The 12,538-nt window shown below is 60.4% G+C and carries 11 protein-coding genes and 1 tRNA gene; 10 read left to right on the top strand and 2 right to left on the bottom strand.

Translation table 11 applies throughout. The features are described 5' to 3' along the window. Positions 1 to 67 precede the first annotated feature (67 nt). The gene (locus tag DDE77_RS05865; protein ID WP_157959692.1) at positions 68 to 268 is read left to right on the top strand and encodes a hypothetical protein; all 201 of its coding nucleotides are present in this window, start codon (positions 68 to 70) and stop codon (positions 266 to 268) included. Positions 269 to 274: 6 nt separating this feature from the next. On the opposite strand, the gene DDE77_RS05860 is transcribed toward DDE77_RS05865, so the two are convergent. After that, a complete protein-coding gene (locus DDE77_RS05860; protein WP_108396502.1) occupies positions 275 to 1,066 on the bottom strand; it encodes a mechanosensitive ion channel family protein in 792 nt (263 codons plus the stop codon). A 235-nt stretch (positions 1,067 to 1,301) separates the two neighbouring features. Here DDE77_RS05860 and DDE77_RS05855 point away from each other — a divergent pair. The 4 genes from DDE77_RS05855 to DDE77_RS05840 all read left to right on the top strand — a co-directional run bounded on the left by DDE77_RS05855 (position 1,302) and on the right by DDE77_RS05840 (position 4,899). Further along, positions 1,302 to 1,377 (top strand) — tRNA-Lys (locus DDE77_RS05855). A gap of 206 nt (positions 1,378 to 1,583) precedes the next feature. Then, positions 1,584 to 2,285: a YjbE family putative metal transport protein gene (locus tag DDE77_RS05850; protein WP_108396501.1), complete on the top strand. Its 702-nt coding sequence runs from the start codon at positions 1,584 to 1,586 to the stop codon at positions 2,283 to 2,285. A 110-nt stretch (positions 2,286 to 2,395) separates the two neighbouring features. Then, positions 2,396 to 3,574, top strand: coding sequence for a lipid II:glycine glycyltransferase FemX (locus DDE77_RS05845; protein WP_157959691.1), 1,179 nt, complete (start codon positions 2,396 to 2,398; stop codon positions 3,572 to 3,574). Beyond that, positions 3,571 to 4,899: a lipopolysaccharide biosynthesis protein gene (locus DDE77_RS05840; RefSeq protein WP_108396499.1), complete on the top strand. Its 1,329-nt coding sequence runs from the start codon at positions 3,571 to 3,573 to the stop codon at positions 4,897 to 4,899. The genes DDE77_RS05845 and DDE77_RS05840 overlap by 4 nt, the downstream gene beginning before the upstream one ends. A gap of 6 nt (positions 4,900 to 4,905) precedes the next feature. On the opposite strand, the gene DDE77_RS05835 is transcribed toward DDE77_RS05840, so the two are convergent. Continuing rightward, entirely contained in the window at positions 4,906 to 5,520 is a 615-nt protein-coding gene (locus DDE77_RS05835; RefSeq protein WP_157959690.1) for a GNAT family N-acetyltransferase, read from the bottom strand. A 181-nt stretch (positions 5,521 to 5,701) separates the two neighbouring features. Between DDE77_RS05835 and acs the strand changes: the two genes are divergently transcribed. The 5 genes from acs to DDE77_RS05810 all read left to right on the top strand — a co-directional run bounded on the left by acs (position 5,702) and on the right by DDE77_RS05810 (position 12,365). Next, positions 5,702 to 7,645, top strand: a complete 1,944-nt coding sequence (acs, locus tag DDE77_RS05830; RefSeq protein ID WP_108396497.1) for an acetate--CoA ligase — start codon at positions 5,702 to 5,704, stop codon at positions 7,643 to 7,645. Between the two features lie 51 nt (positions 7,646 to 7,696). Next, positions 7,697 to 8,884: a glycoside hydrolase family 3 N-terminal domain-containing protein gene (locus DDE77_RS05825; RefSeq protein ID WP_157959689.1), complete on the top strand. Its 1,188-nt coding sequence runs from the start codon at positions 7,697 to 7,699 to the stop codon at positions 8,882 to 8,884. A 111-nt stretch (positions 8,885 to 8,995) separates the two neighbouring features. Continuing rightward, a complete protein-coding gene (locus tag DDE77_RS05820) occupies positions 8,996 to 9,796 on the top strand; it encodes a UDP-2,3-diacylglucosamine diphosphatase (RefSeq protein ID WP_108396495.1) in 801 nt (266 codons plus the stop codon). A gap of 85 nt (positions 9,797 to 9,881) precedes the next feature. Continuing rightward, positions 9,882 to 11,096: an MFS transporter gene (locus DDE77_RS05815; protein WP_108396494.1), complete on the top strand. Its 1,215-nt coding sequence runs from the start codon at positions 9,882 to 9,884 to the stop codon at positions 11,094 to 11,096. Positions 11,097 to 11,186: 90 nt separating this feature from the next. Further along, positions 11,187 to 12,365, top strand: a complete 1,179-nt coding sequence (locus DDE77_RS05810; RefSeq protein WP_108396493.1) for an MFS transporter — start codon at positions 11,187 to 11,189, stop codon at positions 12,363 to 12,365. Positions 12,366 to 12,538 lie beyond the last annotated feature (173 nt).

Raw genomic sequence — 12,538 nt, 5'->3', positions numbered from 1 at the left:
TGGCGCCGCACCCTTGCCGGGCGTCAACGAATCGACGCTCCCCATTTTTTACCAGGAGCTACGCCCAATGCTGTCGACCTATCTCCTTGCCCGCGACCATCTTGAGTGTGCCGCTGCAATCCTTCAGGGCTCGGACAATCGCTCCCAACAATTGCGCAACATCATCGAGCGCACCGTGGCGTTGATGGACGACGCGCACCCGCGGCCGCAAACGATAAGCAATGTGCTCGACTTTGCCGAGTTCCGGGAGCGCGTCGCCCGCAGCTAAACTAATTTATGCTTGTGCTGGCGGAGCAAATCCGCCGGCGCGATCCAGAACGGTCTTGAGCTTTTCCTGCAGATCCGCCCGTGCCATGTTCCAGTCCCGGCTATTGACCCGCACCCGCAGGACCATGGTCACAGTGGCATCCGCCAGTGTATCCACCAGAACCTCCGGCTGGCTGTCTGCGGCCACATAGTCCCCAACCACGCCCTGTTGCACTTCGCTGCGTACCCGCCCGATATCAGCAGAGCGCGGCACGTTGAACTTGAGCTCCACCACGCGCGAGGCTCCCCGGCTGTAATTGGTGATCTTGGCATTGGACAGCTTGCTGTTGGGCGCAAACACAAACACCCCGTCATGGGTCCGCAGTTCGGTGCCAAACAGGCCCACTTCCACCACGGTGCCGATGATGCCGTCAGCGTCGATATAGTCGCCCACGTTGAAAGGGCGAAGGAAGATCAACAAAATGCCCGAGGCGATGTTGGAAAGCGTGCCCTGCAGTGCCAGGGCAATGGCCAGTCCCGCTGCACCCAGAACCGCAAGAATCGACGCGGTCTCTACGCCAAACTGCCCAAGCACAATGATGCAGGTCACAAACAGAATCGCGTAGCGCACGATCTGGCTGACCAAAGGCCCCACCGTCGCGTCGCGCTTGAGCTTGGTGCCCAATAGGGACCGCACATAGCCCGATACCAACCCCGCAAGGAACCAGCCTGCTGCCAGGACCGCCAGCGCCACCAGGAGGGACCAGAGATTGCCTAGGAACCAGGCCGTGGGGATGCCGAAAATGGCTGTGTTGTTCATGCATTCGCCTCAACAATGGTGTGATCGGTAAAGCCGCTGTCGCCGCTCCGGTTGCGGCATAGCATTCATGAGTCCAGATTCGCCTGGACGAAACAGGGGTTTGTTGGAGCTTCCGCGGGCCTCGCCGCTTTGCAATGGCACTCCGGCGAACGTCGAATGTGAGGAAATTGCGATCAAGCGCTGGACATGCGAAAACGCCTTTGCTAGAGAGGCGCCACTTTGGAAGCTCCAGTAGGGGCGAGTAGCTCAGCTGGTAGAGCAGACGACTCTTAATCGTCGGGTCCACGGTTCGAATCCGTGCTCGCCCACCAAAGTTCCCCTCCTTTCGAATTCACGGTGGTCCCCTATCAAGGACGCGCCTTTGTTCGCCCCAACCTGTCCCCAAGCTGTCAGCAGGGGCAATAAACATCTGATATCGCTTCAACTCTGTGCCTCGGTGCCGAGTTGTACTTCCCAGCCTCGCAAGCTGGCGCTATAGCCCTTCCACTCTTCTGCTGACCTCCAACAAGGAAAATCCATGTTCGGCATCGACCCGAGCTTTCTCAGCTCGCTCCTTCAGGTGATCCTGATCGACCTCGTGCTCGCTGGCGACAATGCCGTCGTGATTGGCTTGGCAGCCGCCGGCCTTGCAAGCGACGTCCGCCGCAAGGCCATTCTGATCGGCATCATCGCCGCTACCCTGCTGCGCATTTTCTTTGCGTTGATCACCACTCAATTGCTGGCTCTCGGGGGCGGGCTGTTGATCGCTGGCGGCGTGCTGCTGCTTTATGTCTGCTGGAAGATGTATCGCGAGCTCACCACGTCGCATGACGAAGAGGATGAAGCGCAGGAAGCGCTGACCGATTCCGACATGAACGCCGATGGAAGTGTTGCCGGCAAGGCGCCGCGCAAGACCTTGCGCCAGGCCGTTACACAGATCATCATCGCCGACGTTTCGATGTCGCTCGACAACGTGCTGGCCGTGGCCGGTGCTGCGGCGCACCATTTCGAAGCGCTGATCATCGGCCTGGGCCTGTCTGTTGTCATGATGGGTGTTGCGGCGACCTTTATCGCCGGCCTGCTGCACAAATATCGCTGGATCGCCTGGGTGGGCCTGCTGATCATCCTCTTTGTTGCCATCCGCATGGCGCTCGAGGGACTCGGTGCTTTCGTGGATATTCCAGCCATACCGCTGCTTTATACGCCGCACGCCGAAGTGGCTGCTGCCGCTGCGCATTAATGTTTGCTAACCACCGGATGAACTTTGCGGCATTTGCCGCATCCCAATAGGGATTTGATCATCTCCAAGCCTTAGCTTTCCGCTCAAATCTCATGAGCGGAAAGTATTCGATGTCCGTCATCGCCGATCAAATGGCTGAAGTGGCGCCAAATGCGCGCCAGGCTGCGCGAGCGCCCGCTTCACCCCTGCCAGTCCTTGAAACCAGGATCATCGGCACGTCGGAATGGGATTCTGCGATCGCTGGCTTCGATGAGGTCTGCCAGGAGCAGCTTTTCGCTTTTGCCATCAGCCGCTGGCCCCATGTCCAGCAGGAGCCCATGCTGTTTCTGCGCGATGGTGAGGTCGTGGGCGGCTCCCTCGTGATGATCCAGCGCCTTCCGCTTGGCCTCGGCAAGATTGCCGTATCTAAATGGGGTCCGATGCTGAAATCGGCCGCCGATCCTGATGCGGATCTCCTCCATGCCGCAATGATCGAAGCGCTGATAAGCGAACATGCCGACAAGCGCGGCCACATGCTCTCGGTACTGCCACGGGCCTCCATAACAGCCGTCAACCATGCCTATGAGCGGCTCTCTGCGCGTGGTTTTAAGCGCGGGTCGGAACTGATGTTCCCCAACCGCTATATCGTGGCGCTCCGGCTTGATGACGCTGCCCAACGCAAGAGCTTCCACCAGAAATGGCGCTATCACCTCAACAAATCACAAAAAGCCGGCCTCAGCTTTGAGCATGCCGGACCCGAACGGCTCGGCGAATTCGAAACGCTCTACACGGCGATGACCGATCGCAAGCAGTTCCCGGATCACTCCGCTTATGAAACCATAGCCGCCCTGATGCAGCTTCCAGACCCACTGCGACCCGAGCTCTTTTTCGTCAGGCACCAAGGGGAAACTGTTGCTGGTGCCTTGATCTTCAAGGCCGGGGACCGCGCCGTTTATCTTTATGGCGCGACAAACGACAAGGCGCTGCCGCTGCGTGCGGGCTATTTTCTTCAATGGAACATCATTCGCTGGCTCCGTGACCATACCTGCGCAACTTGGTATGATCTGGGCGGCACTGACGGCTTCCAGGGCCTGCATCAGTTCAAGAAGGGCATGGTCGGCGATGCCGGCGTCATCCGCCCCGTGCCGCCCGTCGCAAACTACGCCAGCAACCCCCTGGCCTTTCTGGCAGGGACGGGCGCCTTTGCCGCACGTGACGCCTTCTACCAGGTTCGCCGGGTTGTCACGGGATGGCTTAATCCAAAAGCCCGTCCCACACAGTCTCGCGCCGTCGACGGGGCTGATGAATGAGCTTGCACCGGCGCCTTGCGTCCCAGTCCAGCGTGATTTTTGCCGCTCGCCTCGGCGGCGCGGGGCTGATCTTCCTTGTGCAGGCCTTTATCGCCCGCCTTTGGGGCCCGGTGCTTCTGGGCGAGTATCTGGTGGTGATCGCTACCGTGAACATCATCGCCGTGGTCATGCCGCTGGGCTTTCAAACGATCGGCACCTATTTCGCCGCCGAATACCGCGCGCGTGGCGAACGCAAGCAGTTCACAATTTTCCTCCTGCGCAGCTATGGCCATGTGGTCGGCGCTTTCGTGCTGCTGGTGGTGCTCGGCATGCCCGTGCTTCACGCGCTGGGACAGGGTGACAGCGTTCTTGCCCATCACTTTGTGCCCCTGCTGCTGATGGCCCTCGCCACGGCCATAAACTATGTAAGCGGCGCCGTGCTTGTAGGGCTCAAGCGTCCCTTTGCAGGTTTTTTCTCCGATACCATTTTCCGCCCCATGGTGATTCTTGGCTCGTTTGTGGGTGGCCTTGCCTTCTTCACCGCGCCGGTTGAAGGCTTCTCCTTCATGCTTTGGGCGGTAGGACTTTGTTATATCCTGGTGTCGCTCGCACAGTTCGTGTTTGTGCTCACATCGCTCCCGCGCATTGCCGATAACATCCCCGTCCGCCCGCTTGAGGCGCGGCGCTGGTGGCGCTTTGCCATGCCGTGGGTGCTGATTTCGCTCGCGACCGACTTCTTTTTCGACATCGACCTCCTGCTGCTCAGCCATACGCTGAGCCGGGAAGAGCTGGCGATCTTTGGCGTGTGCACCCGCATCTTCTCGCTTGTGTCATTTGGCGTCGCAGCGGTTTATGCCGTAACCTTGCCCGACATGTTCGAGAGCGAAGCCAATGCCGATCGCGAATCGTTCAAGCGCAAGATTGGTGAAGCCAATGTTGTCGCGAGCGGCCTGTCCGTGATCCTGTTCAGCCTGATGGCTATTGGTGCACCATTCGCCCTGATGCTGTTTGGCCCCGCATTCTCCGCCGGCGCTGGTCCGCTGGCGGTGCTGTGCCTGGGCCTCGTGGTGCGCTCCGTCATGGGTCCGGCCTCGCTGGTCATGTCCATTCACGACCGCCCCTATGCGAGCCTTCCATCCGTCGCATTGGGAATGGGCACGCTGGTCCTGGGCAATTGGCTCCTGGTGCCGCCGTTCGGCTTGATGGGCTCCGCTATTTCCGCACTGGTTTCGATCAGCGTGTGGTCGCTGGGCCAGTGGTGGATTGCTCTTCACACCACCAAGATGGACGTGTCCATCCTGGCCTGGTTCCGCGGCCGGCGGGCGGTTCCGGTGGCGGCAGAGTAGGGCGCCCTACTTTCCCAAGCGCAGCTTGAGTCGGCGGATCAGCTTGTGTCTGAGCCCGCTCTTGGTGCCACGGTCATAGCCAGGCGATGTCTTGGTGAGCTTGTGCTCGAACAGCAAATAGTCTTCGCCAAAAATGTGCTGCTCAAGCGTTGCAACGTGCTTGAACCCCAGGCGCAGCATGATCGCCGCTGCGGCCTCATTGCCGTGTTTTGTATAGGTCGCAATCTTATGGAAGCGACCATTGTCCCAATGCTTGAGGAATGCACGCATGCCCTGGACGCCTAGGGTAGAGCGGCGATATTCGGGGAAAACATAGGACCAGTAGAGCCACAAGGTCCCCAGTTCCGGCCCCGAAATTTGAAAGCCGCCTACTATTCCGTCGCGTGAATGCAGCATCACGTGAAAGGGGTCGGCATCGATCAAGCCGGCCAGATATTCAGGCGTTAGCCGCGCGCTCTCATAGGCCTTGAACTCCTCGCTATAGAAGGGCGAGGTGGTAATCGCCTCCTGCAGCCTTTGATGCACCATGGGGATATCGGCATAACGAGCGCCGCGCACGCTAGCGATTTTCGCCGGTGCCGGCGCATCTGCCTTGGAAGCAGCGATCAGTGTATCCGTCATCAGGGGCTCCGATCTTGCGAATTCGGACCATAACACCCGCGCAATAGGCGCCGAAGCGATGTCGCACGCTGCGGTTAACATCGTCCCCCCAAAGACTTGCACCGAGTTTAACGGCTATCCCCTTGCCCCCCGTCGAACGGGTCACTAGAACGAGTACTGGGAGAGATAAGGGAGGAAAACTATGAGCGAGCAGCTCGTATTCCAGCCAAGTGCGGCTGCCATCGCACGCACCCACGTCAATGCGGCACAGTACGATAAGATGTACGCCCGCTCGCTCAGCGATCCTGAAGGGTTCTGGGCAGAACAGGCTAAGCGTCTCGACTGGTTCAAGTTCCCGACCAAGATCAAGAACACGAGCTATGCCTATCCCGATATCTCCATAAAATGGTTCGAGGACGGCGAGCTCAACGTCTCCTTCAATTGCCTCGACCGGCATCTGGAAAAGCGGGGCGACCAGACCGCCATTATCTGGGAAGGCGATACACCCGGCACCGATGGCAAGGTCACCTATCACGAACTCCATGACCGCGTTTGCCGCTTCGCCAATGTCCTCAAGGCCAATGGCGTCAAAAAGGGCGATCGCGTCACCATCTACATGCCCATGGTCATCGACACTGCCGTCGCCATGCTCGCCTGCACGCGCATCGGCGCGGTTCATTCGGTGATCTTTGGCGGCTTCTCGCCCGATTCAATTGCTGGCCGCGTCTCCGATTGCGGCTCCAAAATCATCCTTACGGCCGATGAAGGCCGCCGCGGCGGCAAGACCATTGCGCTCAAGAAAAACGTCGATGACGCCCTGGCCAAGATCGATGGCGTCGAAAAGGTCATCGTTGTCCGGGTCACGGGCAATCCGGTCAACATGGTCGAGGGCCGCGACATCTGGTTTCATGATGCCGTTGCGAGCGTCGATGGCGATTGCCCACCCGAGAAGATGAATGCGGAAGATCCGCTCTTTATCCTTTACACCTCCGGCTCCACGGGCAAGCCCAAGGGTGTGCTGCACACCACCGGCGGTTATCTGCTTTGGGGCTCGCTTACCCACCAGATGAGCTTTGACTACCAGGACGGCGAGATCTTCTGGTGCACGGCCGACGTGGGCTGGATCACGGGGCACACCTATATCGTCTATGGCCCTCTCGCCAATGGCGCGACCACGCTGATGTTCGAGGGCATCCCTAGCTATCCTGATTGCAGCCGCCTTTGGGAGGTTGTTGAAAAGCACAAGGTCAACATCTTTCACACCGCACCCACAGCGATCCGCGCGCTGATGGGAGCAGGACACGAATTTGCCGACAAGCACGACATGCCGACCCTTCGCCTCCTCGGCACCGTCGGGGAGCCGATCAATCCCGAAGCCTGGATGTGGTACCACAAGCATGTGGGCAAGGGTCGTTGCGAGATCGTCGACGCCTGGTGGCAGACCGAAACCGGCGGTCACATGATTGCTCCATTCCCCGGGGCCATCCCGACCAAGCCGGGTTCGGCCACAAAGCCATTCTTTGGTGTGCGCCCGGTCGTGCTTTCGCCAGAAGGCAAGCTGCAGGAGCAGACCAAGGCCGAGGGCGTGCTCGCCATTGCCGACAGCTGGCCGGGGCAGATGCGCACCGTTTATGGCGATCACCAGCGCTTCATCGACACCTATTTCACCCAGTACAAGGGCTATTACTTCACGGGCGATGGCTGTCGCCGCGACGAAGACGGCTATTATTGGATCACGGGCCGCGTCGATGACGTGCTCAACGTATCCGGCCACCGCCTCGGCACGGCCGAAGTGGAAAGCGCCCTGGTCGCGCACCCCAAGGTTTCCGAAGCTGCCGTAGTCGGCTATCCCCACGACATCAAGGGGCAGGGGATCTATTGCTATGTCACCCTGATGGCCGGCGAAAACAGCACCGACGAGCTCAAGACCGAGCTGCGGAACTGGGTTCGCAAGGAGATTGGCCCCATTGCCACGCCTGACCTCATCCAATGGGCGCCGGGCCTGCCGAAAACCCGTTCCGGCAAGATCATGCGCCGCATTCTGCGCAAGGTCGCCGAAAACGACTTCGGCTCGCTGGGCGACACGTCCACACTGGCGGACCCTGCGGTGGTCAACGATCTGATTGAAAACCGTCAGAACCGCTAGGGCCAACACATGCACCGCTCGTCACCCTCGGGCTCGCCCCGAGGGTGACTGTTGCCGAAGACGAAAGCCCTGCCATCGTTTTGGCTGCTTTATGGGTTCAACGTCCGGTCGCCCCTTTCAAGACCGGACCTTGCCGTGATCTCGCTGCTTCGCATCGCCCTTGCCGTGCCTTTCTTCGCCTTCAGCTCCGTCGCCCAGGCCGCAACGCTGGAGCAGATGGCTGGCCAGATGATCGTTGTCGGCTTTCAAGGCGATGATGCCAGCGATTCTTCAGTCCAAAAACTGCGCGAGGACATCGCCGCCAGCCGGCTGGGCGGCGTCATGCTGCTCAAGACCAATGTGAAGAACCTCAAGGCCGTTGCCGCGCTGAACACTGCGCTTCGCGATGCCTCGCCCGATTTACCGCCCTTCATAACCGTTGACCAGGAAGGCGGCTCCGTCGAGCGCCTGACCAAGGCCGTGGGATTCACCGAAATCCCCAATGCGGCCACCATCGCAGCCAAGAACTCCCCCGAAGAAGCCGAAGCCGTCTATGCCAAGATGGCCAGCGCCGTGGCCGATCTGGGCTTCAGCGTCAATTTTGGCCCGGTCGCAGACGTCAACGTCAACAAGAACAACCAGATCATCGCCAAATATGGCCGCGCCTTCAGCGCCGATGCCCAGACTGTCGCCGCCTACAGCGAAGCCTTCATCAGGGCCCACCACGCCGCCGGTATGTTGACGGCGCTCAAGCATTTTCCCGGCCATGGCTCATCCACTGCCGATAGCCATGAGGGATTCGTTGATATCACCGATACCTGGAGCTCTTCGGAGCTCGATCCCTATAAGACGCTGATCGCGGCTGGCTATGTCGACATGATCATGGTTGGCCACCTCTACCACGCCAATTATTCCGATGCGGACGCACAAACCCCTTCGTCGCTGTCTCCGCAGTGGGTCACCGGCGTCCTGCGGGAAGAGCTGGGCTTTGATGGTGTGGTGATCAGCGACGATCTCGAAATGGGTGCTATTCGCGAGCATTTCTCGCTCGAGCAAACGGTCACCAAGGCCGTACGCGCCGGCATGGATGTGCTGCTGTTTTCCAATACGGCCAAATACCGTCCGAGCCTGGGCCAGGAAATCCTCGACATTCTCCTTGCCGAAGCCGCTGCGGACCCGGCTTTTGCCGCCCGGATCGAAGAGAGCTATAACCGCATCATTGCGCTCAAGGCGCGGATCGGCGCAGCTGGGCCAGCCTGAGCGGGCTTGCAGAGGCGGGCGGGCAACAGTTCCAATCTTTCGGCATGCACGGTTTCCTCGCGGGCCAACGCTGGTTAATATGCCGCTCCCGAAGCAGGAGTCGTTGCCTTAATGCCGGATGACCGCCAAGTCCGACAGGTCCGTGCCATGTTCATCTCGGATGTTCACCTTGGCATGAAGCCCATCAGGGTCGGCCAGCTTATCGAGTTCCTCCGGGCACACGACGCCGAAACGATCTACCTGGTCGGTGACATCCTTGATGGGTGGCGCTTGGCCAAGGCATGGCACTGGCCCAGTGAATATAATCTTGTCGGCCAGATCCTGCTCGACAAGGCCAATGCCGGTACCAGGATCGTCTACCTGCCCGGCAATCATGATGAATTCCTGCGTGAATATCTGGGCACCTATTTCGGGGAAATTGAGTTCGTCGACCGCACGGTTCACACCACGGCGACTGGCAAGACCTACCTGGTCATTCACGGCGACCAATTTGACGTCGTCGTGATGAATGCCAAATGGCTCGCCCATGTCGGCGACTGGGCCTACAATGCGGCTCTCCGTATCAACATCGCCATCAACTGGGTGCGTCGGCGCTTGGGACTGCAATATTGGTCGCTTAGCGCCTGGGCCAAGCAGAAGGTGAAGAACGCTGTGTCCGTGATTGGGCGCTTCGAGGAAGCCCTGGTGCACGAGGCCAAGCAATCGGGCGTTGATGGTGTTATCTGCGGCCATATCCACTTTGCCGACATGCACGATCGCCTGGGCATCCACTACATCAACACCGGCGATTGGGTGGAATCCTGCACCGCCATTGTTGAAACCACCGAGGGCGGGTTCGAGCTCATCAAGTGGACGGAAATGGTGGTGGGCGAGCCGCGCAAGTTCCGGCTCAGGCGCGCGGCGACGGGATGAGCCAACAGACTTGATCGCCACCACATTGGCGGCGCATTGTTGAGCCACCTGACCAAAGTCTGATTTCTCCCCGGAGTTGCATCGCATGGGACTGCCCTCGGCAGCGCGTTTTGATTCGCCCGCGGTTCGCACCGGCACTTACTACGCGACGCTCTTCACCTCTGGCGCGGTCAGCAATCCGTTCCTGCCGATCTGGCTCAGCGAGCGCGGCTTCGACACCCCTGCCATCGGCGTCATCAATGCCGTGCCGATCTTTGCCATGATCGTCATCAACATGGTCGTGGGGCGCCTCGCCGACCGCGCCAGCGATTGGCGCACGGTGATTGTGATTGGCTCGATCCTCGCGGCCATTCCGCCGATCTTCATGCTGTTCATGGATGGCTATGTCGCCATCATCATCCTGTGGACCCTGGTGATCGTGCCGTTCCAGGCCATATCACCCGTGGTGGATGCCGCTGCTTATCGCATGGCACGCCGCACCGGCCTGGACTTCGGCGCCATCCGCGTCTGGGGTACGATTGGCTTTGTTGTCTGTACGCTCCTCGCCGGTGTGGTGCTTGATCGCCTAGGCCCCAACGCCTTCATCCCCCTTTTGCTCGCCGTCAGCGTCATACGCGCGCTCGTCTCCCTCCGCCTGCCTCTGTTCCGGGGCCAGGAGGACAATGTGCGTCCGGTTCACCCGATCGACGCGCCCATCAATCCGCTGATCGCGATACGCCTCGGAGAAATGTGGCGTCCCTGGTTCCTGATGACCCTGATCGGTGCCTCGCTGCTCCATGGCAGCCACATGATGCAGATGGGGTTCGGCGCGCTGCTGTGGGCAGAGCAGGGTGTGCCGGGCTGGGCCATCGGCCTGCTCTGGGCGGTCGCGCCCACGGCCGAGATTCTCGCCATGCTGTATTTCGAGCGCATCACGAAGCGCTTTGCGGCCCGCCACCTTATCCTGATTGGCTGCATCTGCGGCGCCATCCGGTGGTGGGGTTTTGCCCTCGAGCCCAGCGTTGCTGTCCTCATCCTCCTCCAGACGCTCCACATGGCCACGGTCGGCCTAACCTTTCTAGGCGTCACCAATTTTATTGCCAACTGGACCAGCGAGGACATTGCCGCCGAAGCGCAAAGCTTTTTCGTCATGTTGCGCCAGATCGTGACGGTTGTGGCTTTGCTCGGCTTCGGCGTGCTGGCTGGCAGCATTGGCTCGGGCGGCTACTACGTCGCCGCCATCCTCAGCGGCGCCGGCGCCATCATGGTTCTTGTTTCCCTCATGATCATGAACCCGAAACGCGAATCGGCCCTGGCCTAGTCGGGGCGATGCACAATCGCACTTGCCTTGAAGGGGCAACGGAGTCACCTAGGGCTCCGGGCGCTGATTTGCCCGGAGTTCAATTTTCCCATGCCATCGGCACTATCGCGTTCAGTCTCGCCTGAGCTGCGCGCTTCCCTGTTCCAGTCCACCGTTTACCTGCCCGGCGCGATCAGCTCGGTTTTCCTGGGCATCTGGCTTAGTGATCACGGCATACCCGCTGACCAGATCGGCATCATCAATTCGTTGCCTATGCTGTGCCTGCTCGCCCTCAACATTGTTGTCGGGCGCCTGGCCGACCGCGCCAACGACTGGCGGACGGTGATCATTATCCTGGCCCTGATCGGCGCGGCCGTGCCTATCGGGCTGTTCTGGGTCACCGAATTTTGGGGCATTATGCTGATCTGGGCGCTCGTGACCATGACGGGGGGCACCATTCCACCGATCACAGACGCGGCCACAATGCGCATGACGCGCCGCAACGGAACCGATTTCGGCGCCGTGCGCGCCTGGGGAACGGTGGGCTACGTGGTGGGTGCTGGTGCCATAGGCCTGCTGATTACCCCTTGGGGCTCGGCTGCATTCGTTCCGCTCTTTGTCCTCATGTGCTTCCTCCGGGCGGGCCTCAGCCTGCTGCTCCCCCGGTTCCGGGCGCCTGGCCACGTGGCCACCCTGGCGGAAGCCGCGCCAGCCGCCAAGCTGCGCGATAGTCTCAAGCCGTGGTTCGTCCTGCCGCTCGTCGCCTTCGCGCTGGTCAATTCCAGCCATGCCCTGATCGGCGGTTTCGCCGCCCTGATCTGGCACCAGAACGGCGTCCCCGCCTATTATATCGGTCCCTTGCTGGCGATATCGGCGGCAGCTGAAGCCGTCATGATGTTTGCCTGGCGCCGCTTCGGCGGGCGGATAACGGCCCGCAACATGATCCTCGCTGCCTGTGTCGCTTCGGCGGTGCGCTTTGGCGTCATGGCCTTCAATCCGTCGGTGGAACTGTTGTTTGTGGTCCAGATGCTCCACGCCATCACCTTCGGGGTCGGCTATTTCGGCATTGTGCATTTCATCGCCAACTGGACCGACGAGTCCAACGCTGCCGAGGCGCAGGGCTTTGCAAACACGCTCCAGCAGGCCGCCTCTGTTCTTTCGCTGGCCGGCTTTGGCTGGCTGGTGGTCTTTATGGGCAGCTATGCCTTTTTCGCGCCCGCTATCCTGGCCCTCGCCGGCCTCCTCTGCGTACTCATCTCCCTCCGCCTCCGCCCGCCCAAGGACGCTTAGCGGTAGCAAGACTGCCAGGCCTTGGTTTGGACCAAAAGGCCATCGCCAACCACGATGTCATCCCGGCCTCGAGCCGGGATCCATCCCGAGATGCCCGCCCGAGCGCCGACCTCTTTCAAGCATCCCAAACGAAAACGGCCCCGGTTTCCCGGGGCCGCATCATTGATTGAAAA

This window comes from Devosia submarina, assembly GCF_003056345.1.
In the GTDB taxonomy this organism is placed as follows: Bacteria; Pseudomonadota; Alphaproteobacteria; order Rhizobiales; family Devosiaceae; genus Devosia; species Devosia submarina.
This window is presented reverse-complemented; position numbering and strand designations above follow the sequence as displayed.

Bases quoted from the DNA above. Each gene is read 5' to 3' on its own strand.
- DDE77_RS05865 (WP_157959692.1), top strand. From the start codon at position 68: ATGCTGTCGACCTATCTCCTTGCCCGCGACCATCTTGAGTGTGCCGCT.
- DDE77_RS05860 (WP_108396502.1), bottom strand. From the start codon at position 1,066: ATGAACAACACAGCCATTTTCGGCATCCCCACGGCCTGGTTCCTAGGC.
- DDE77_RS05850 (WP_108396501.1), top strand. From the start codon at position 1,584: ATGTTCGGCATCGACCCGAGCTTTCTCAGCTCGCTCCTTCAGGTGATC.
- DDE77_RS05845 (WP_157959691.1), top strand. From the start codon at position 2,396: ATGTCCGTCATCGCCGATCAAATGGCTGAAGTGGCGCCAAATGCGCGC.
- DDE77_RS05840 (WP_108396499.1), top strand. From the start codon at position 3,571: ATGAGCTTGCACCGGCGCCTTGCGTCCCAGTCCAGCGTGATTTTTGCC.
- DDE77_RS05835 (WP_157959690.1), bottom strand. From the start codon at position 5,520: ATGACGGATACACTGATCGCTGCTTCCAAGGCAGATGCGCCGGCACCG.
- acs (WP_108396497.1), top strand. From the start codon at position 5,702: ATGAGCGAGCAGCTCGTATTCCAGCCAAGTGCGGCTGCCATCGCACGC.
- DDE77_RS05820 (WP_108396495.1), top strand. From the start codon at position 8,996: ATGCCGGATGACCGCCAAGTCCGACAGGTCCGTGCCATGTTCATCTCG.
- DDE77_RS05815 (WP_108396494.1), top strand. From the start codon at position 9,882: ATGGGACTGCCCTCGGCAGCGCGTTTTGATTCGCCCGCGGTTCGCACC.
- DDE77_RS05810 (WP_108396493.1), top strand. From the start codon at position 11,187: ATGCCATCGGCACTATCGCGTTCAGTCTCGCCTGAGCTGCGCGCTTCC.